This is a genomic window from Bacillus sp. FSL R5-0603, from assembly GCF_038050295.1.
Lineage (GTDB): Bacteria > Bacillota > Bacilli > Bacillales > Bacillaceae > Bacillus > Bacillus subtilis.
In genome coordinates, this window is the sequence record NZ_JBBOYP010000001.1 from 3,639,997 (window position 1) to 3,659,507 (window position 19,511).

A 19,511-nucleotide genomic window follows, 5' to 3' on the forward strand; every position below is an offset into this window, starting at 1 on the left:
GTATCCTGTTCTTTGTTTTTACCATCACTATTGTACATGGTTTTTAAGGCCGATGTAAAAGATTTTTTTTAAAAAATCTAAATTTTTATTGGTAAAAACGAATATTAATAACTTAAATTTAATTTAAAGTTCGGAATTTATTCCACTGTCTTAAAATAAAAGAAAAGACTGGCTATGCAGTCCTTTCATTCGCACTCATAAACCGCCCGCACTCCGCCGATTAGTTTCGGACGTGTACGCGCCAATGTCACATGAGCTGAACCGAGGCTGTTTTGAGAGACACGCACAGGGACAGCCACCGGCTTCAGATGCATGCCAATAAACGTATCGCCTATATCAATTCCGGCGTCAGCCTGAATGGTTTCAACAAGGACAGGAGACTTCATCTGCTTAAACGCATAAGACGCCATCGCGCCGCCCGCTTTTGGAACGGGCACGGCAGAAACGGTTGGAAGCCTGAACAGCTTGGCTGTTTCTGCTTCGACGACAAGCGCTCTGTTTAAATGCTCGCAGCATTGAAACGCCAGATGGATTCCCGTTTTTTCCCGAAGCTCAGCAAGTCCGCTGTAGATGCTTTCAGCGATATCTACACTGCCCGATGTGCCGATCCGGCTGCCGGCCACTTCGCTCGTGCTGCATCCAAGGACGAAGAGCTGATCTTGTTTCAATTCCGCTTGGTCCTGAAACTCAGACAGCATCGTCTTCCACGTTTGTTTCAACTCATTCATTAAACAGCACCCCTACAGGTTTTTCTCTTCATAATCTGAGATTTTTCCAATACGCGTTTGGTGTCTTCCCCCGGTAAACTCAGTAGTCAGCCAGATTTTTGCGATTTCCCGAGCCAAACCAGGTCCGATCACCCGTTCACCCATCGCAAGGATGTTTGTGTCATTATGCTCCCTCGTCGCCTTCGCGCTGAAGGTATCGTGCGCCAGCGCGCAGCGAATCCCTTTTACTTTATTAGCGGAAATGCTCATGCCGATGCCTGTCCCGCAAATTAAAATGCCTCTGTCAACTTCGCCGCTAACCACTTTTTCGGCCACCGGAAAAGCATAATCCGGATAATCGACAGAGCCGCTGCCGCAGTCACAGCCCATATCAATATATTCAATTTGCAATTCGTCCATTAACTCTTTGATTTCATTTCGAATGTGAACGCCGCCATGATCCGATGCAATGGCTACTTTCATCTGCTTTTCCTCCCAGCGTGTGTGATGCGGCCCGCCCGCTTTATTGACCGCGCAGCCTGTCCGCTCTTTGATTCACACCATATGATGTGCTTTTCACTATATTCTACTCCTTCACGCAGGATTTGCAAATGACCTGTTTGCAGATTTTCTGACAACTTATCTACGGTCTTTTTTCAGCTGTTTTGCCAGCTGCCGAAGAAGCTCTTCAAGCTCATCTCGCGTTTGTTTATAGATGTCAATTGAGCCGCCGAACGGATCGATGACATCACCACGGCTGCCTGTGACATATTCTTTCAACGTAAACACTTTATCACGATAACGTCCAAATTGGCTGGCAATGATCTGTTTGTGCTGATGGGTCATAGCCAGAACCAAATCAGCGGATTCCATATGTTCTTCAGTTAATGGAGAAGACACATGATTAAGGGCAATGTGTTTTTCAAACAGCGCTTCGACTGCATGAGGCGTCGCTTTCCCATTAGGCGAAGCAAACACGCCTGCCGAGCGGACATTGACATTCAGCCCTTCCATTTCTGCAATTGATTTAAAAAGCGCCTCAGCCATTGGGCTGCGGCACGTATTTCCAGTACAGACAAAAATAATATCCATGTCAGTCACCCCTTATTTTTCTCTATTATATATGAAGAAAAAAGAAACGGCGACTTCGTTTCTTTTATTGGTATATTAAATTGGCAAAAGCAGCTTTAGTCCAAACACGATTAAAATGATGCCCCCGAGCGCTTCGCTGTATGTGCCAAGCCATGACTGCACTTGTTTTCCGACCAGCAGGCCCAGCCATGTCAACATCATGCTGAACAGCCCGAACAGGGTAATTGTGAGGAGCGGATGCGAGCCGTATATCCCCAAGCTCAAGCCGACGGAAAAGCTGTCAAGGCTGACGCCGATGGCAAACAGCAATAAGCCCGGCCCTGCCGGTGACATGAATCGTTCTTCTGACTGTTTAAAAGAGGCCATAAGCATTTGAACCCCAAGAACAAAAAGCAGCGCCCCACCGATATAAACCGCTAACACGCCGAGGAGCCCTGACAGCATGTTACCGGCCGCCATCCCTGCGAGAGGCATGATGACGTGAAAGAGGCCGATGATGAAACCAATATAGAATATCTGCTTCTTTCTAAGTTTGACCATGCCCATTCCAAGGCCGACAGAAAAAGCATCCATCCCTAAAGCAAACGCCATGATGCTTAATGTAATCAGTTCGCCTATAAACAAATCCGACATACATAAATAACCCCCTTGGACACGCCCCGCTTTTTTAGCCTATGCGTGTCCAAAAAGGGTTAGAACATCTGACTGCTTTCAGCGAATCACTCTTCCTCCGGCAGCTTTCATCAGCCTGTTCATAATAGCAAGACCGACACCTGTATCCGGAAAGGATTCCGCTATAATGAAATCCACCTTATTCTCATCAAAGCTGCGCAAAGCATCATACAGCCCTGCCGCAACAGTCTCAAGCTGAGCCCGTCTTCCGCAGCTCTTCACATAATCAGCGGAATAAACGCCCGCGTTTTCTTCTGTCGTCAGGACGCCGACCCGTCTTCCGCCCTGTTGATATTCTTGAATGAGGTGCTGAATGCGCTCTGGGCTGCCTTCGCAAATGGCCAGAGGCGCTGTCGGCGCATAATGTGTATATTTCATCCCTGGAGAAATCGGCTTCACGTTTTGGTCGCTGAGCCCTTTATCCACATGGATCGGCCCGATCACCGCTTCAATTTGTTCCTTCGTAATGCCGCCAGGACGCAAGAGAACAGGGATGTCGTCCGCACATGAAAGCACGGTTGATTCGACCCCGATTCCGGTAGGGCCTCCATCCATAATACCGGCTATGCGGCCATCCAAGTCGTGAGCCACATGCTCTGCTTTTGTGGGACTTGGCTTGCCTGATAGATTGGCGCTCGGTGCTGCAATCGGCAGTCCCGATTCGCGAATCAATGCAAGGGCAAGCGGATGATCCGGCATTCTAATGGCAACCGTTTCAAGACCTGCCGTTACACGAGGTGAAAGCGCATCAGGTTTGCAAGGCAGAATGAGCGTAAGTGCTCCCGGCCAAAACCGTTTCATCAATGTTTTCGCCTTTTCCGGCGCCGGGCCCGTTAAATCCTCAAGCTGGCTGATATCCGCAATGTGGACAATCAGGGGATTATCGCTCGGCCGCCCTTTCGCCTCATATATTTTTTTGACGGCATCCGTATTTTTTGCGTTTGCGCCTAGGCCATATACTGTTTCTGTCGGAAAGGCAACGACCTCATTTTCTCGGAGCAAAGCGGCTGCTTGTGCAATTTGTGGATCATTTGTGGATAACTCGTCAGTTACATCCACAAACCATCTTTTCGTTTTCATTTCTGACCAAACTCCTTATTCACAACAATAAAACGATTGTTTTACGCGTGTAATCCTTTTGAAAGTATAAAAGATGTCCTGTAATAAAACAAGCGTTATCCACAAATTGTGGACAACGCTAATAAAGAAGTGGATAAGTATGTGTATAAACTGCACTTATCCAGACGCTTTTTTCATCAAAACGGCTCCTTCTGTTTGCCGCGATTCACAGAAGTGATCAGAAGAAAACAGCTCCTCCGGTACACTCTCAGCTCTTTCAAAACCCATGGCCGTCAGAAAGTCCGCAGAGGAATGCTGATTTGCTACTAGGTACACGGTTTTGATCTGATGCTTTTCGCACAGCACCTCCATGCTTTGAAAAAGCGTGACGATGTGGCCTTGGTGAAGCTTGTCCGATATGACAAGTGATCGCAGCAGCCCCTGGTCACAGCTTATTTTTTCAATACCGAGGCATCCGGCAATGTTTTTCTCACTGTCCTCCAGCATAAGAAATTGAGTGAAGCCTTCTTTCACGCCTTCATAGCTGGTTTTTGCCTGTTTTAAAAATGCCTCGAGCACATCTCCGTCTTTTTCCCTTGCCACCCGCAGTTGATAAAACATCCGTTCACCCCGTTTTTGCGTTCTTTCTTCCAATCTATGAGGCAAATCTATTTTTAGACCAGATGATTAGGAAAAAAGGTCGGAAATCCATTCGACTAAAAAGAATTTCACTTCTGTGCCGTCTTCTTTTTCTTCGTTCTCTTCTTTTTTTGCTTTTTCCGCTTTAGCGGTTACGTCCTCAAGCACTTTTTCAGTCTGCTTTTTTGAGGCTTCTTTATCTTCTTGTTCTTTGACGGCTTCCCCGTTAGAAAAATCGAGAAAGCAGAGGGGCGGGAACAGCACACACCACCAGTTGGCGCCGTCTCCGTTTCCAAGCGTAATCAAAATCGCTTCATACTCACCGGCAGGATATACCATGTTGCCGTAAAGCTTTGTCGGAAACGAGATTTTGTCAAAATCAACGGATATCGACTGATTCGCTCCTTCTTTCTCCATTGCTTCCTTTGCAATTGCTTTGATTTCAGGCAGCTTTGAACGAATCACGCGACGCGCTTCTTCAATAGAAGTAATATCCTTTACCCAAGTTGTGATTTCTTTATTCACCGCGTCTCTTATATGACGTTTTAATTGCTGGTCTTGATCACTATCGCTGTTTGCCAATATTCTCAAACGAATCGCCTGATCCGGTATGACCACCGGCTGATTTTCCGATTTTTGTGCCGTCTCTTCTTTTGCCAGCCCTACGAGCGCTCCAGATAATAAAAGAAAGATATATATACAAATGATTACTGTTTTTTTCATCGGTCCCCACCGTTCCTCTCCGCGCTTTGTTTCTAGCCCTATTATGGACAAGGAGAGCCGGGGGTAAACGTGCAGGGTGAAAAAAATCTAGCAAGCTGTTAATCTTATTTATGGTACGATAGTGTTTTAGGAGGTTTAAGATGAAATACAATTATACAGTGCTGTTATCAGCATTCACGATGTCCGTTCTTTATTCAGTAATTTATATTCATTCATTTATCATTGCCGCTCTCATCACAATGGCATTTTATTTTCTGTTTCCTTATTTGATCTTCGCACTGCCGCTTCAAATCATGATGAATAAAAAGCCGAAACGGTTCAGCCCTTTGTATCTGCTGTATTACCTTGTCGCTGCTTTTATTGCCAACGCGATCATTTTCGGCGTGCTTCAGCCTTCGGGACAATCTTTGTTTCAAAATACAGCCTTCTATCTTTTCGCTGTATTAACAGCTCTTATCTATTGGATATGGGACTCTGTTTTACTGCAAAAAAAGGAAGCCTAAGAGGCTTCCTTTTTTATTAAAACAAAATCGTCAGCAAATAACATAGAATGGAAGGTATCGCCGCAACAAAGAAAGCGGCCGCCATTTTCATGCGAGATGTACGGCCTTCTTTGGTTTCTGAATGGTAGTTTGCCCGCTGATCGCTTCCGCTTACAGCCAAACCCGATGTAATGATCGCGAGCCCCACTAAAACGAGAGACGCAACGCCAAAAATCGCTTCATATGAAAGAGCCTGCGGAAAAATGGTGCCAATCATGCTCTCAATCGCAATGAGCAGGATTCCTGCTGTCAGGGCCTTTTTCATGTTTACATCCCCTTTGCTGGTGTTAAACAGCTTGATCCATTCACTCGCCAGCAAGCTGCTTATTTATTTTTATGAATCAGAGCGCATATGGTTCTGTCTTTTCCATTAATATCTTTCAGCACTTCCACTTCCGCTCCCTTAAACGCCTTGAGGATCAGGTCTTTGACCGCCGCTCCCTGTTTCCAGCCGATTTCAAAAACGACAAATACTTTATCCTTCATGACAAGCGGAATGTCTTCCATAAACCGCTTATAAAATTTCAGCCCGTCTCCGCCATCGGTGAGCGCGTGCAGCGGCTCATGAAAACGGACAATTTCCGATAGATCAGCCATTTCTTCCTCTGATATATATGGCGGGTTTGAGACAATGATATCCGCTTTTTTTCCCGCCTTAATAAAAGGCTCAAGCAGATCGCCCTGATAAAAGCGCACATTTGCTCCGAGTTGTTCTGCATTGGCAGAGGCGACTTGCAGCGCCTCTTTCGAAATATCGACCGCCGACACAGAAAAGCTTTGGTTTTCAAGCGCAAGCGTGACGGCTATTGCGCCGCTCCCTGTACCAACGTCAACAACTTCAAGCTTGCCGTCTTCAGAAAAGACACTCCGATATTTTTCAAGCAAATGACAGACAACTTCTTCAGTTTCCGGCCGCGGGATCAGCACATCATCATTCACCATAAATTCCCGTCCATAAAAAAACTCTTTTCCTATAATGTATTGAACCGGCACGCCCTCTTTATGCATCTCAACGTGACGCTTAAAGCGATACAGCTCGTCTTCACCAATCGGTTCCTGTAAGCTTGCGAGCAGTTTGCTTCTCTCCATTCCGGTATCATAAAGCAATAGGAGCTCGGCAGCATTTTCTTCTCTTCCCGCTTCGGTTAAATAAGAAGAAGCCCATTTCAGGGCTTCGAATATCGTCTTCATCTTAACTTTCCGACTGCTGAAGCTTGCTTGCCTGATCTTCAACAATCAGCGCTTCAACCACTTCGTCAAGTTTTCCTTCAAGAATCTGATCAAGCTTTTGAATCGTCAAACCGATTCTGTGATCCGTCACACGGTTTTGCGGGAAGTTGTATGTGCGGATACGTTCAGAGCGGTCACCAGATCCGACTGCTGATTTCCGTGTTTGATCATATTCAGCCTGAGCTTCCTGCTGAAATTTATCATAGATTCTGGCACGGAGAACCTTCATTGCTTTTTCTTTGTTCTTAATTTGAGATTTTTCATCCTGGCATGATACAACAACACCTGTCGGCAAGTGAGTCAGACGAACCGCAGACATTGTTGTGTTAACGCTTTGTCCGCCCGGTCCGCTTGAAGCAAACGTATCGACACGGATATCCTTCTCATGGATGTCAACCTCTACCTCTTCTGCCTCAGGAAGACATGCTACTGTTGCAGTGGATGTATGGATGCGTCCGCCTGATTCTGTTTCCGGAACACGCTGTACGCGGTGGGCGCCGTTTTCATATTTGAGTTTAGAATACGCGCCGCTTCCCGTAATCATAAAGATGATCTCTTTGTAGCCGCCCGTTCCGGTTACATTCGCTTCCATGACCTCTGTCTTCCAGCCCTGAAGCTCGGCATAACGGGAATACATTCTGTACAGGTTACCCGCGAATAAAGCGGCTTCCTCGCCTCCCGCAGCCCCACGGATCTCCATGATAACGTTTTTATCGTCATTAGGATCTTTCGGGATCAGGAGCACCTTCAGGCGTTCGGACAGTGTTTCCGTTTCCTTCTGAAGTTCAGAAATCTCTTCCTTCACCATGTCGCGCATCTCAGCATCCAGCTTCTCTTCAAGCATCGCTTTTGCATCAGCCAGCTGTTCTGACGCATCTCTGTATTGTCTATATACGTCAACTGTTTCTTGTATATCAGATTGCTCTTTTGAATATTCTCTTAGCTTTTTCGGATCGTTGACTACTTCTGGATCGCTTAAAAGCTCATTTAATTTTTCGTATCGTTCTTCAATTGATTTTAAACGGTCTAACACGGTCTTCACCTCTGTTTTCCTGTGCGTAACATTCTCATTATAGTATAGTGATTAACCCCAGTCAAAAGCATTTCAATCCCAGCTGTAAAAGCCCCCTCTGCTATACTGGAATTCGAGGAGGGATGATGTTGCTGAAATCCATACATCATATTGCAATCATATGTTCAGATTATGAAAAGTCGAAAGCTTTCTACGTACATAAGCTTGGTTTTCAGGTGATTCAAGAAACGTACCGCGAAGAGCGCGGCTCCTATAAGCTTGATTTGTCGCTTAACGGCTCATATGTCATTGAGCTGTTCTCGTTTCCCGATCCGCCCGAACGACAAACCCGGCCTGAAGCCGCAGGCCTGCGCCACCTCGCCTTTACAGTCGGCAGCTTGGATAAAGCAGTCCAGGAGCTTCATGAAAAAGGAATCGAAACAGAGCCAATCAGAACAGATCCGCTGACCGGCAAGCGATTCACCTTCTTTTTTGATCCTGACCAACTTCCATTAGAGCTGTATGAACAATAACAGTTTTTGAAGAAAAAAAGGAGATACCCACTTTCTTTGCCGAATCTTTTCTTGTTTTGTCTAACGGGAAGGGAACCTCATTCTATGGTCGAATACCTAGCTTAAAAGGAGGTATGGGATCATGAATACAAATATGGTAGCAAGTGAACTCGGCGTCTCCGCAAAAACGGTGCAGCGGTGGGTGAAGCAGCTGAATCTTCCGGCCGAACGCAATGAGCTCGGACACTATTCGTTCACGGCAGAAGACGTGAAGGTTCTAAAATCCGTTCAAAAACAAATCTCTGAAGGCACGGCGATTCAGGATATTCATCTGCCGAAAAGCGCTAAAAAGCGCACAGGCTTCCTTGTCCAAAAAACAAATAGCGACACTGAACGAAGAATCGAGCAGCTTGAACAAAAGCTGGACACCCTTTTACAGCAAAAGCAGGACGAAAGCGAATTGATGGCAAGGTTGTCGGAACTGGAACGCCAGCTGAAACAAAAAGCTGATGAAGGTGTATCTTACCAGCTGCTTCAGCACCGCAGAGAAATCGATGATATTCTTGCAGATCTGCAATCACTGACCTCACAAATGAAAGAATTCACCGCTCAGCCGATCCCCGAGACCGCTGCTGCTTCTGAAAAAACCAAAACAAGAAAAAAACCGCTGCTGTCACTGTTCAAATTTCAAACCTAAAGCAAAAAGCTCCCCGTAAAGGGAGCTTTTTTTGTTACGCAGTAAGCGCGATAATGATTGGAAGTGAAATCAATGACAGAATCGCACTGACCACAAACGCAGTTGCAGTTTCTTCTTCTTGTTTCTCGAAACGAGTCGCAATCATGGCTGCAACGGCAGAACCAGGGAATGCAACAAGAAGGATTGCTTTTGTTGTTTGGTCAGCCGGAAGTCCGATAGCAAGAGCGATCAGGAACATTAATGCAGGCTGAACCGCAACTTTTAGTAACGCAATACCGATAGCCGGCATACTGAGTTTAATTTTACGAATACCAACGGTAACACCGACAGCAAAAAGAGCAACACCAGATGTTGTGCTTCCAAGCTGATCAAGCATTTTAACACCCAGCTCAGGAAGAGTGAAATTGAAAACCAGCACCAAGATCATACTGATTAACGGAGCAGCTGCAAGAGGCTCACAAAGACCATGCAGGATTGATTTCCCTGTCATCTTCCAGAAGCTGTCGCCACTCTCTTCGTTTTTCTTAGAAGACTCACCAACAGTAGCGATAATGATCGCGAGCGGATCAAGAATCGCGTTAACCACGATACCTGTGACCGCGATCGGAATCGCAACTTCATTCGCTCCGAATAAGCTTCCCAATACCGGGATACCCATAAATGCGAATGTCGGCTGTGCAGAGTTCAAAGAAAATACAGATGAGTTCGTTAAATCATACTTGAATATAAATCTGCAAACCAAAAGAATGATGATATAGAAACCAACAATCCCAATAATTAAAGAAATCATTAAAGGTACTTGTGATAAAAATTCACTTCTGGAAGTTGTCAAAATACCAGCGATAAAGTGAGCTGGAAGTGCGTATTTCGTTACTAACGTACTTACCCCTTTTGCCGACTTGGCATCATAACTTCCAAAATGTCCTGCAAACCAACCCAGCACGATAACAAAGAAAATCGGCGCCAGGAGGATTAAGATATCTAAGATGCTCAAAATATTCTCCTCCAAATCCTATGTCCGTATACTTTAGCTTTAAAAAAAGCTTTCCCTCGGACGAAAAAATTTACTCGCTAATTATTTCGCGATGACTTTTTTGTATTCAGGTGTCCACATTGCATCAAGTACCGCTTGTTTCACATCTTCAGGCTGACGATTTGCCACGCCATCTTTAATTGCTGCTTCAGCAACGGCAATCGCAACTTGGATAGAAACCTCTTGAAGCTTATCAATGCTTGGAAGCAATCCTGCTCCAGGTGTTTCAAGATCAACCATTTCAGCAATCGCATCAGCAGTTGCAGCAAACATAGCAGGTGTAATGATACGCGCTTCAGCTACAATTGAACCAAGTCCAAGGCCAGGGAACGCGAATGCGTTGTTAGATTGTCCGATTTCATAAGAAACACCGTTGTATTCTACATTGTCAAATGGGCTTCCTGTTGCAATAAGCACTTTTCCGTCAGTCCATTTGAACAGATCTTCAGGAACAGCTTCAGCAAGGTGAGTCGGGTTAGACATCGGCATGATAACCGGACGGTCTACGTGAGATGCCATTTCTTTTACAATTTCCTCTGTGAATGCACCTGAAACCCCTGAAGTACCAATCAAGATTGTTGGTTTCGCTTGACGAACCACTTCATCGAATGGAATTTGACCTTTTTCATCGCGCTTCCAGTCTTTCACTTCATCCGCATTGCGAAGGTAAGGTTTTTGGAAATCAAGGATGCCTTCGATGTCTTCAGTCAGCAAGCCTCTGTAATCAAGTGTGTAGAAACGTTTGTTAGCTTCTTCTTCAGATAATCCGGCTAGCACCATTGTGTCACGGATTTGGTCAGCAATACCGATACCAGCAGAACCAGCACCGAAGATAACAACACGCTGATCTTTAATAGAAGCGCCGGTTTTCTTCATAGCGGCAAGCACACCTGCAAGTGTAATCGCTCCAGTACCTTGAATATCATCATTAAATGTCAGGATTTCATGATTGTATTTTTTCATGATGTTGCGTGCATTTTTGTTGCCAAGGTCTTCCCAGTGAAGAAGCGCTTTAGGGAAGAATTTCAATGCAGCTTTTACATAAGCGTCAATGAAAGCTTCGTAGCGTTCACCTTGAACACGTTCATGCTTGTTACCAATATATAAAGGATCGTTTAGAAGTTTTTCGTTGTTCGTACCGACATCAAGCACAACCGGGATAACACGGCTAGGGTCAATACCAGCTGCAGCAGTGTAAACAGCCAATTTACCGATTGCGATATTAATACCGCCTACACCCCAGTCACCGATACCGAGAATGCTTTCGGAGTCAGTAGCAACGATAAGATCAATATCGCCTGCTGTCGCATGAAGGTTTTCAAACGCTTTTTCAATACCGTCAATGTTATCGATTGACAAATAGATTCCTTGAGGTCTTCTATATTCATGGCTGTATTCCTGAATCGCTTCACCAACTGTTGGCGTGTACACAACAGGAAGCATTTCGCGAAGATGGTTTTTCAGCAATTTATAGAAAAGAACTTCATTGCGGTTTGCAAGATCACTTAAGTAAACATTTTGACGAAGGCGGTCAGGCTGCGCTTGGAATTGCTCGTACGCGCGTTGTGCTTGTTGATCAAGAGAAAGTACAGTTGGCGGCAGAAGCCCTTCTAAGCCGAGTTCTTGTCTTTCTTCTAGTGAAAAAGCAACGCCTTTATTTAAAGTAGGAATAGATAAAACTTCTTTTCCTCTAAGAGTTGTTTCTAAGTGGCCTTCTTTCGTTTTTTTTATGTTATTCAAGCAAATCTCCTTCTTTCTTGAAATAGTTAACCAAGTTAAGTAATAACCCATCTAAAATATGACCGATCATGATCTTTATGCGACTTTGTGACAATTATTCGAACAATGTCTCAAAACTATTTACATTACGTAAGCTATTGTATGCCTGTCAAAATCAAAATTCAAGGGAAGAAAATTACTTAATTTTTTAATATACTTATTTAAATTTTTTAATTGCATATTATCAGAATATAAAAAAAACACCGGTGTTTTTAGCCGGTGCATTCTATCTTTATACCCATGTTTTGGACTATTTTTTAGATTTACCTGGGACTTCGTGATGATGTCTGCATCTTGCTTCATATGATTCAGATGCACCAACCAAAATGACCGGATCATCGTAAGAAGCAGGTTTGCCGTCAATGAGGCGCTGTGTTCTGCTCGCCGGTGATCCGCAAACAGAACAGACGGCTTGCAGCTTTGTCACACTTTCCGCAATCGCCATGATATTCGGGACGACACCGAACGGCTCTCCCCTAAAATCCATATCAAGGCCTGCTGCTATCACACGGTAGCCTTTATCGGCAAGAGATGATAAAACCTCAACAATTTCCTGATCAAAAAACTGCACTTCATCAACCGCAATCACATCTGTACTTTCACTGATGTGATCCCAAATGTCCGCAGCAGACGAAATGGCATAGCTCGTCATCGATGTTCCATTATGGGAGACAACAGCAGCTTCGCTGTATCGGTTATCAATTACAGGCTTAAATACCCTGACTTCCTGCTTGGCATAAGTTGCTCTCTTCACTCTTCTGATCAGCTCTTCAGATTTCCCCGAGAACATGCTGCCGCAAATCAGCTCAAGCCACCCGCTTTGTTTCATTATGTACATAGGCTTCGCTCCCCTCTCTCTGCCAGCTGTGTTTTAGACAATATAAAAAACAGGCAAGACTGCTGCTTGCCTGTTGAGAAATCTATTATTACTTAAGACCGTATTTTTTGTTAAAGCGATCAACACGACCATCAGCAGAAGCGAATTTTTGACGGCCAGTGTAGAATGGGTGGCATTCAGAGCAAATCTCAACGCGTACCTCTTCTTTTACTGAGCCTGTTTCAAATTCATTTCCGCAAGCGCATTTAACTGTTGCTTTTTTGAAATTAGGATGAATTCCTGCTTTCATTGTATCCATCTCCTTCCGCCCTGAATCCCGTGTGGAAACAGAGTTATTATTTCGGAGCATTGTCCGAAACGCATATGAGAAAATTATATCAGTGATTTACTTCTTTTGCAAATACAATTTACCTTCTTGCGGATGATAGATTTGCCTGTTTCCATTCTTGATTGAGAATATCGAAAAATTCCTGGTTTGTTTTGGTTTTTTTCATTTTTCTCATGAACTTTTCTGCGAAATCAGGTGAATCAGACATCGTTTTGCGGATAGACCATAAACGATCAAGATGCTCTTTAGGCACAAGCAGTTCTTCTTTGCGCGTTCCTGAACGGCGGATATCGATGGCAGGGAAGATGCGGCGCTCGGCAAGAGAGCGGTCAAGATGGAGTTCCATGTTGCCTGTTCCCTTGAATTCTTCATAAATGACATCATCCATACGTGAACCTGTATCAACCAGAGCCGTAGCAAGGATGGTTAAGCTGCCGCCCTCTTCGATATTTCTCGCAGCCCCAAAGAAGCGTTTCGGACGGTGGAACGCCGCTGGGTCAATCCCCCCGGAAAGCGTTCTTCCGCTCGGCGGAATCACTAAGTTGTAGGCGCGGGCAAGCCGTGTGATGCTGTCCATCAGGATAATGACGTCTTTTTTGTGTTCCACGAGACGCATCGCACGTTCAAGCACAAGCTCGGCCACTTTGATATGGTTTTCCGGCACTTCATCAAACGTTGAGCTGACGACATCCCCAGCTACAGAGCGCTCGATATCGGTTACTTCCTCAGGTCTTTCGTCAATTAAAAGCACGATCAGCTCTGCTTCAGGCTGGTTCGCTGTAATGCTGTTGGCAATTTCCTTCAGCAGCATCGTTTTTCCGGCTTTCGGCGGCGCAACAATCAATCCGCGCTGTCCAAATCCAACCGGCGCCATCATGTCCATAATTCTTGTAGACAAGAAGTTCGGCTTTGTTTCAAGCACCATTTGGCGATCTGGATAAAGTGGCGTAAGAGCCGGGAAATGCACACGCTCTTTTGCAGATTCGGGATCATCCCCATTTACTGCTTCAACGTGCAAAAGTCCATAGTAACGCTCATTTTCTTTTGGCGGGCGAACCTTGCCTGATACTTTGTCTCCGTTCCGCAAATCGAAACGGCGGATTTGTGAAGCTGAGATGTAAATGTCTTCTGAGCTTGGAGAGTAGTTGATCGGTCTCAGGAAGCCGAAACCTTCAGACTGGATGATCTCAAGAACGCCTTCCATAAACAGCAGATCTTCCTGTTCTGCATTCGCTTTCAGAATGGCGAAAATGAGTTCTTTTTTTGTCAGTTTGCTGTAATAGGAGATTTTATAATGTCTTGCAAGTTCATAAAGCTCTTTCAATTTCATATTTTCCAAAGAGGAAATAGATACGTCTTTCATAAAAACACCACGCTTTTCATAGTCAATATCTTACTCTGAACATGTCATCTGCTGCTTTTGCACAACATCCGCCAAAGCACATTCTTTTTTTAACATAAAGGAACTTCTATCGGTAACACTTCCACCCATGATCGGCGCTTTTGTTAAAAGGATTGTCTTAATGAGTTTTGAAGGAAGCGAGGACAAAAACATGAGAAGATCAATACTTATATCGTCTGTATGCGGTAGAAATTGAAACTTTCCTAGTGCTTAAAAGAAGGTATTACGCAGTAAAATTCGCAGCACTCTTTATTTTTACCTTATTTCAAAAAATTATTCAACTGAAATAAGGTTTTGACACGGAATTGATAGAGTTGACGCTTTTCTGCAAAAGTTAAAGCGGGCTCACACCCGCTTTTTCTGTTTGTTATGGACGGATTACAAGATTTGGTTTCTTTTTCAAGCTATGTCTGCCGTCAACGAAACGAACAGTGCCCGATTTTGCACGGATAACTAAGCTTTCAGTTGTACCGACAGAGCCTTTGAATTGAACTCCTTTTAACAGCTCGCCGTCAGTAACCCCTGTAGCTGCAAAAATCGCGTCATCACCCTTCACAAGGTCTTCCATGCGAAGCACTTTGCTTAAATCAAGGCCCATTTTGTGACAGCGAGTGATTTCTTCTTCGCTTTGCGAAAGAAGTTTACCAATGATTTCTCCGCCGAGTGCTTTTAGCGCAACAGCGGAAAGCACACCCTCGGGAGCGCCGCCTGATCCGAACAGGATATCAACGCCCGTGTGGTCGAAAGCCGTGTTGATGGCGCCTGCGACATCGCCGTCATTGATCAATTTGATTCTGGCGCCGGCCTCACGAAGCTCGGAAATGATTTTTTCGTGTCTTTCTCGGTTTAAAATTGTGGCAACGACGTCCTCAACGTCCTTGTTTTTCGCTTTTGCCACCGCTTTAAGGTTGTCAATGACAGGTGCTTCGATGTCAATGCAGCCCACCGCTTCCGGACCGACTGCGATTTTTTGCATATACATGTCAGGAGCATTCAGAAGCGTGCCATGGTCTGCGACCGCGATAACCGTCAGCGCGTTCCAGCCGCCGCTTGCTAAGATGTTTGTGCCTTCAAGAGGGTCAACCGCGACATCAACCCGAGGGCCGTACCCGTTTCCGAGTTTTTCCCCGATATACAGCATCGGCGCTTCGTCCATTTCCCCTTCACCGATTACAACGGTCCCTTTCATCGGCACTGTATCAAAAACGTCTCTCATTGCACTTGTTGCCGCTTCATCAGCCTCATCTTTTTTCCCCCGGCCCATCCATCTTGCTGATGCCAATGCCGCAGCTTCGGTTACACGTACCAATTCCATTGATAAACTTCTTTCCATTTCAACACGATCTCCTCTCACAAGAAACCATTATGAATTTTGAAGCTGTTCTATTTCTTCGTCAGTCATTCTTTCACGCCAAATTGTCGCTCCAAGCCCCTCAAGCTTCTTCTCAAGGCTGCTGTATCCGCGGTCAATATGCTCCAGTCCCGTAATTTCCGTGACGCCGTCAGCCATCAGTCCGGCTACCACCAAGCAGGCTCCGGCACGCAGATCGCTCGCCTTCACTTTTGCGCCTTGAAGCTCGACAGGACCTGTGATGATGGCAGATCTGCCTTCTACTTTCATATTGGCACCCATTCGTCTCAGCTCATCAATGTGCTTGAATCTTGCCGAGTAGATGGTGTCTGTGACGACACTCGTCCCTTTCGCCCTTGTCAGGAGCGCCGTCATCGGCTGCTGTAAATCAGTCGGAAACCCCGGGTATACGAGGGTTTTGACGTCAACCGGCTTTAAGTTCTTCTGCCCGCCGACAATGAGAAGCTGGTCGTCGCTTGTTTCGATATGATAGCCCATTTCTCTCAGCTTTGCCGTTAACGACTCTAGATGAGTGGGAATGACGTTATCGATAATGACTTCCTTGCCCATTGCAGCCCCTGCAATCATAAATGTCCCGGCTTCAATTCTGTCCGGAATGATCGTATGCTTGCAGCCGTGCAGTTCCTTCACGCCGTCGATTCGAATCACATTGGTGCCCGCACCTTTGATTTTGGCGCCCATGCTGGTAAGCAATGTCGCGACGTCAATGATCTCAGGCTCCTTGGCAGCGTTTTCGATGATCGTTTTCCCTTCTGCCAAAACAGCGGCGAGCATAATGTTAATCGTTGCCCCAACACTTACGACATCTAAATAAATCCGTGCGCCTCTCAGCCTTTCAGCTCGCAAATAAATGGCGCCTTGTTCATTGGTTACTTCAGCTCCGAGTGCTTCAAAGCCTTTGATATGCTGATCAATCGGACGGGGCCCTAAGTGACAGCCGCCAGGCAATCCAATGACCGCCTGCTTGAAGCGGCCGAGCATCGCCCCCATTAAATAATATGACGCGCGAAGCTTTTTTACTTTCCCGTTAGGAAGCGGCATGCTGATCATCGACGTAGGGTCAACAACCATTTCCCCATTCTCAAAATGCACGTTGCCACCGATTTCCTTTAACAGGTCACGCAGCGTTTCAATATCTGAAATCTCTGGAAGCCCTTCAATTGTCACCTCGGAATTTGCCAAAATGGTTGCAGGTATTAACGCAACAGCGCTGTTTTTAGCGCCGCTGATATGTACTGTACCGTTTAACGAGTCACCGCCGGCAATATTCAACTTTTCCATGATAGTCTCCTTCCATAAGAAGATAGCTGCGGAGCTAAATAAAATGTCATTTTATTCTGTCTCTGCAAATAAAGCTCATGTCCAAAATCTAGCCAATTCGAAGAGAAAGAATACAACACATTGTAAAATATCAGGAAGAAAATAGCGAAGCTTTGGGGGGTACAGGTTTCAAAAGATGCACAGAGACCCGCCGGCTCGAGAGACATCGTCGTCATCCGGCAAAAGCAGTACGCATACCCTTCATTCCGATATCAGCTTCTGCAGCCCAATGATTCCTTCTCTGTAAAGCGGCGTCAGCATCTGAAGATCCGCTGTATCAGGTCGGTGAAATACAAAGGCCGCGGCAAACAGGCATAAAGCTGTTTGCCGCCCCTTTCATTATTTGTTCCAGTCTGCCAGGAATTGTTCGATTCCTTTGTCTGTTAACGGGTGTTTAGTGAGCGCATGAATGACTTTCAGCGGCATTGTGCCGATATGAGCCCCTCTAAGAGCAGCTTCTGTCACGTGCTGCGGATGGCGGATTGACGCTGCAATGATTTGCGTGTCAAGGCCGTGAATGTCAAAAATCTGTTTAACTTCTGAAATCAGGTCAAGCCCGTTGTGGCCGATGTCATCTAAACGTCCCAGGAATGGAGATACATATGTTGCCCCCGCTCTGGCAGCAAGAAGCGCCTGGTTGGCATTGAAGATCAATGTAACGTTTGTTTTGATGCCTAAGTCAGTAAGTGCTCTTACCGCTTTTAAACCGTCAGACGTCATTGGGATTTTCACCGTAATGTTCGGAGCGATCTTCGCCAGTTCTTTTCCTTCCTCGATCATTTCCTCAGCTTTCAAAGAAATAACCTCTGCGCTTACAGACCCTTTCACGACGTCTGTGATCTCGCGAAGACGGTCGTGGAATGATACGTTAGCTTCCTTTGCTACTAAACTAGGATTCGTCGTTACACCGGCGAGAATTCCTAATTCATTCGCTTCTCTAATTTCATCGATATTGGCTGTATCAACAAAGAATAACATTTTCAATAAGCCTCCCTGATTAAGAAATTTTCTGAACTGTGAATATGATTGCGCTTTCTAAAGATAGACGGAAAACCGCCTGTCAAGCTGTCAGGCGGCTATAAAAAGTTCCAATTGAATTAAGCTTGGTTTGAAGAACCAAATTCACGCATTTTACCGATAACTGTTTCTTTGATCGCTTCACGAGCTGGTCCAAGGTATTTACGTGGATCGTACTCGTCAGGCTTAGCTGCCAATGTTTCGCGAACAGCTTTTGCAGAAGAAATTTGGTTTTCAGTATTCACGTTGATTTTAGCTGTACCAAGTGAAATTGATTTTTTGATGTCAGCAGTCGGAATTCCAGTACCGCCATGAAGAACTAGCGGAAGGCCAGTTGATTTTCCGATCTCTTCCATTTCTTTGAAGCCAAGGTTTGGCTCACCTTTGTAAGGGCCGTGAACAGAACCTAATGCAGGTGCAAGGCAGTCGATGCCAGTGCGCTCAACAAGCTCTTGGCACTCTTTAGGATCAGCGTAGATTACGCCTTCAGCGATAACGTCATCTTCTTGTCCGCCTACTGTTCCAAGCTCAGCTTCTACAGATACTCCGTGGAAATGAGCAAGCTCAACAACTTTAGCAGTTGTTGCTACGTTTTCTTCAAATGGATGGTGAGAAGCGTCGATCATTACAGATGTGAAACCTGCATGAATCGCTTTCGCACAAGATTCAAAGCTTGAACCATGGTCTAAGTGAATCGCAACAGGAACTGTCACTTTGTACTCTTCCATAAGTGCTTTTACCATAGCAACGACTGTTTTGAAGCCGCCCATGTAGCGTCCCGCACCTTCGGAAACACCAAGGATCACTGGAGATTTTTCTTCTTCAGCTGCTTGTAAAATCGCTTGAGTAAACTCAAGGTTGTTTAAGTTAAATTGTCCTACAGCGTACCCTTTTTCTTTAGCTGTATTCAACATTTCCGTCATAGAAACTAAAGGCATGTCGAATGTCCTCCTTATGTAGCCTGATTGTCTTCTAGCGAAAAAAGCTTTCCACCCTAGCATGACCCATATATTGCTGTCATATGTAAATACTCAGATCGCTTTTTCTCCATAACTAGGATACCAACTTTTCGACAAATCGGCAACATAATGACATGATTCATTTGTTTCTTCTTTTTGTCAGTTAGACTTCAGGGGCAGATATTTTTTGACGGCGTCTCTGATTTCGTCGATGTCAAACGGCTTGGCAAAGTGCGTCAGAGCGCCCAATTCCTTCGATTCCTGGATCATGTCGAGCTCTCCGTATGCCGTCATGATAATGACCCGGATGTTTTCGTCAATGACCTTCATCCGTTTTAAGATTTCGATTCCGTCCATGCCGGGAATTTTCATGTCCAAAAGCACAAGGTCGGGCCGTTCTTTTGTCACAATGTCAAGCGCCTGCAGGCCGTTCGCAGCCTGAAACGTCTGGTAGCCTTCTTTATTGAACACTTCATTTAGCAAAATACGAATGCCGTATTGATCATCAACGATTAAAATTTTTTCATTCATCATTTTACACCCCAATATTATGATTTTCGTCAAAAGTAAGCAGTATT

General features: G+C 45.2%; 24 protein-coding genes. 3 read left to right on the plus strand and 21 right to left on the minus strand.

Going from position 1 to position 19,511, the window contains the following annotated elements:
• Positions 1-185: 185 nt before the first annotated feature.
• The 7 genes from NYE56_RS18745 to spoIIR form a co-directional block, all read right to left on the minus strand.
• Positions 186-728: a TIGR01440 family protein gene (locus NYE56_RS18745; RefSeq protein ID WP_003227667.1), complete on the minus strand. Its 543-nt coding sequence runs from the start codon at positions 726-728 to the stop codon at positions 186-188.
• Positions 729-740: 12 nt separating this feature from the next.
• Complete coding sequence (gene rpiB / locus NYE56_RS18750) at positions 741-1,190, minus strand: ribose 5-phosphate isomerase B (RefSeq protein ID WP_003221910.1); 450 nt, start codon at positions 1,188-1,190, stop codon at positions 741-743.
• 156 nt (positions 1,191-1,346) lie between these two features.
• Positions 1,347-1,799 (minus strand): low molecular weight protein arginine phosphatase, encoded by a 453-nt coding sequence (gene prpB, locus NYE56_RS18755; protein ID WP_217000356.1) that lies wholly within the window; start codon positions 1,797-1,799, stop codon positions 1,347-1,349.
• Between the two features lie 75 nt (positions 1,800-1,874).
• Positions 1,875-2,432, minus strand: a complete 558-nt coding sequence (locus NYE56_RS18760; RefSeq protein ID WP_003227661.1) for a manganese efflux pump MntP — start codon at positions 2,430-2,432, stop codon at positions 1,875-1,877.
• 78 nt (positions 2,433-2,510) lie between these two features.
• Entirely contained in the window at positions 2,511-3,551 is a 1,041-nt protein-coding gene (locus NYE56_RS18765) for an L-threonylcarbamoyladenylate synthase (RefSeq protein WP_032727049.1), read from the minus strand.
• Between the two features lie 156 nt (positions 3,552-3,707).
• Complete coding sequence (locus NYE56_RS18770; RefSeq protein WP_003244265.1) at positions 3,708-4,151, minus strand: GNAT family N-acetyltransferase; 444 nt, start codon at positions 4,149-4,151, stop codon at positions 3,708-3,710.
• Between the two features lie 66 nt (positions 4,152-4,217).
• A complete protein-coding gene (gene spoIIR / locus NYE56_RS18775; RefSeq protein WP_268555945.1) occupies positions 4,218-4,892 on the minus strand; it encodes a stage II sporulation protein R in 675 nt (224 codons plus the stop codon).
• A 140-nt stretch (positions 4,893-5,032) separates the two neighbouring features.
• Between spoIIR and NYE56_RS18780 the strand changes: the two genes are divergently transcribed.
• Positions 5,033-5,395 (plus strand): UPF0715 family protein, encoded by a 363-nt coding sequence (locus tag NYE56_RS18780; RefSeq protein ID WP_014665730.1) that lies wholly within the window; start codon positions 5,033-5,035, stop codon positions 5,393-5,395.
• Positions 5,396-5,411: 16 nt separating this feature from the next.
• Here NYE56_RS18780 and NYE56_RS18785 read toward each other — a convergent pair whose 3' ends face one another.
• Genes NYE56_RS18785 through prfA form a run of 3 tightly spaced genes read right to left on the minus strand, consistent with a single transcriptional unit; the run spans position 5,412 to position 7,697 of the window.
• A complete protein-coding gene (locus tag NYE56_RS18785; protein WP_003244050.1) occupies positions 5,412-5,699 on the minus strand; it encodes a DUF5316 family protein in 288 nt (95 codons plus the stop codon).
• Positions 5,700-5,758: 59 nt separating this feature from the next.
• A complete protein-coding gene (gene prmC / locus NYE56_RS18790) occupies positions 5,759-6,625 on the minus strand; it encodes a peptide chain release factor N(5)-glutamine methyltransferase (RefSeq protein WP_268555946.1) in 867 nt (288 codons plus the stop codon).
• 1 nt (position 6,626) lies between these two features.
• Complete coding sequence (gene prfA / locus NYE56_RS18795; protein ID WP_335450287.1) at positions 6,627-7,697, minus strand: peptide chain release factor 1; 1,071 nt, start codon at positions 7,695-7,697, stop codon at positions 6,627-6,629.
• A 125-nt stretch (positions 7,698-7,822) separates the two neighbouring features.
• On the opposite strand from prfA, the gene gloA2 reads away from it, so the two are divergent.
• Entirely contained in the window at positions 7,823-8,209 is a 387-nt protein-coding gene (gloA2, locus tag NYE56_RS18800) for an SMU1112c/YaeR family gloxylase I-like metalloprotein (protein WP_003227644.1), read from the plus strand.
• Between the two features lie 121 nt (positions 8,210-8,330).
• Complete coding sequence (gene racA / locus NYE56_RS18805; RefSeq protein ID WP_160244522.1) at positions 8,331-8,885, plus strand: chromosome-anchoring protein RacA; 555 nt, start codon at positions 8,331-8,333, stop codon at positions 8,883-8,885.
• Positions 8,886-8,919: 34 nt separating this feature from the next.
• Here racA and NYE56_RS18810 read toward each other — a convergent pair whose 3' ends face one another.
• The 11 genes from NYE56_RS18810 to spo0F all read right to left on the minus strand — a co-directional run bounded on the left by NYE56_RS18810 (position 8,920) and on the right by spo0F (position 19,467).
• Positions 8,920-9,879: an AEC family transporter gene (locus NYE56_RS18810; protein ID WP_003242497.1), complete on the minus strand. Its 960-nt coding sequence runs from the start codon at positions 9,877-9,879 to the stop codon at positions 8,920-8,922.
• An 81-nt stretch (positions 9,880-9,960) separates the two neighbouring features.
• Positions 9,961-11,658, minus strand: a complete 1,698-nt coding sequence (malS, locus tag NYE56_RS18815; RefSeq protein ID WP_003244309.1) for an oxaloacetate-decarboxylating malate dehydrogenase — start codon at positions 11,656-11,658, stop codon at positions 9,961-9,963.
• Between the two features lie 289 nt (positions 11,659-11,947).
• A complete protein-coding gene (locus tag NYE56_RS18820; RefSeq protein ID WP_014478269.1) occupies positions 11,948-12,535 on the minus strand; it encodes a thymidine kinase in 588 nt (195 codons plus the stop codon).
• A gap of 88 nt (positions 12,536-12,623) precedes the next feature.
• Positions 12,624-12,824, minus strand: coding sequence for a 50S ribosomal protein L31 (gene rpmE, locus NYE56_RS18825; protein WP_003151132.1), 201 nt, complete (start codon positions 12,822-12,824; stop codon positions 12,624-12,626).
• A gap of 118 nt (positions 12,825-12,942) precedes the next feature.
• Positions 12,943-14,226 carry a transcription termination factor Rho gene (gene rho, locus NYE56_RS18830; protein WP_003221939.1) on the minus strand — a complete coding sequence of 428 codons (1,284 nt, stop codon included), beginning with the start codon at positions 14,224-14,226 and terminating at the stop codon, positions 12,943-12,945.
• A 30-nt stretch (positions 14,227-14,256) separates the two neighbouring features.
• Entirely contained in the window at positions 14,257-14,418 is a 162-nt protein-coding gene (locus tag NYE56_RS18835) for a hypothetical protein (RefSeq protein ID WP_003227632.1), read from the minus strand.
• A 214-nt stretch (positions 14,419-14,632) separates the two neighbouring features.
• Positions 14,633-15,598: a class II fructose-bisphosphatase gene (gene glpX, locus NYE56_RS18840; protein WP_341284239.1), complete on the minus strand. Its 966-nt coding sequence runs from the start codon at positions 15,596-15,598 to the stop codon at positions 14,633-14,635.
• Between the two features lie 30 nt (positions 15,599-15,628).
• The gene (locus NYE56_RS18845) at positions 15,629-16,918 is read right to left on the minus strand and encodes a UDP-N-acetylglucosamine 1-carboxyvinyltransferase (protein ID WP_003227628.1); all 1,290 of its coding nucleotides are present in this window, start codon (positions 16,916-16,918) and stop codon (positions 15,629-15,631) included.
• Between the two features lie 378 nt (positions 16,919-17,296).
• Entirely contained in the window at positions 17,297-17,935 is a 639-nt protein-coding gene (fsa, locus tag NYE56_RS18850) for a fructose-6-phosphate aldolase (protein ID WP_003227626.1), read from the minus strand.
• 119 nt (positions 17,936-18,054) lie between these two features.
• Positions 18,055-18,912 (minus strand): class II fructose-bisphosphate aldolase, encoded by an 858-nt coding sequence (locus NYE56_RS18855; RefSeq protein WP_003243339.1) that lies wholly within the window; start codon positions 18,910-18,912, stop codon positions 18,055-18,057.
• A gap of 180 nt (positions 18,913-19,092) precedes the next feature.
• Entirely contained in the window at positions 19,093-19,467 is a 375-nt protein-coding gene (gene spo0F, locus NYE56_RS18860) for a sporulation initiation phosphotransferase Spo0F (protein ID WP_003227621.1), read from the minus strand.
• Positions 19,468-19,511: the final 44 nt, after the last annotated feature.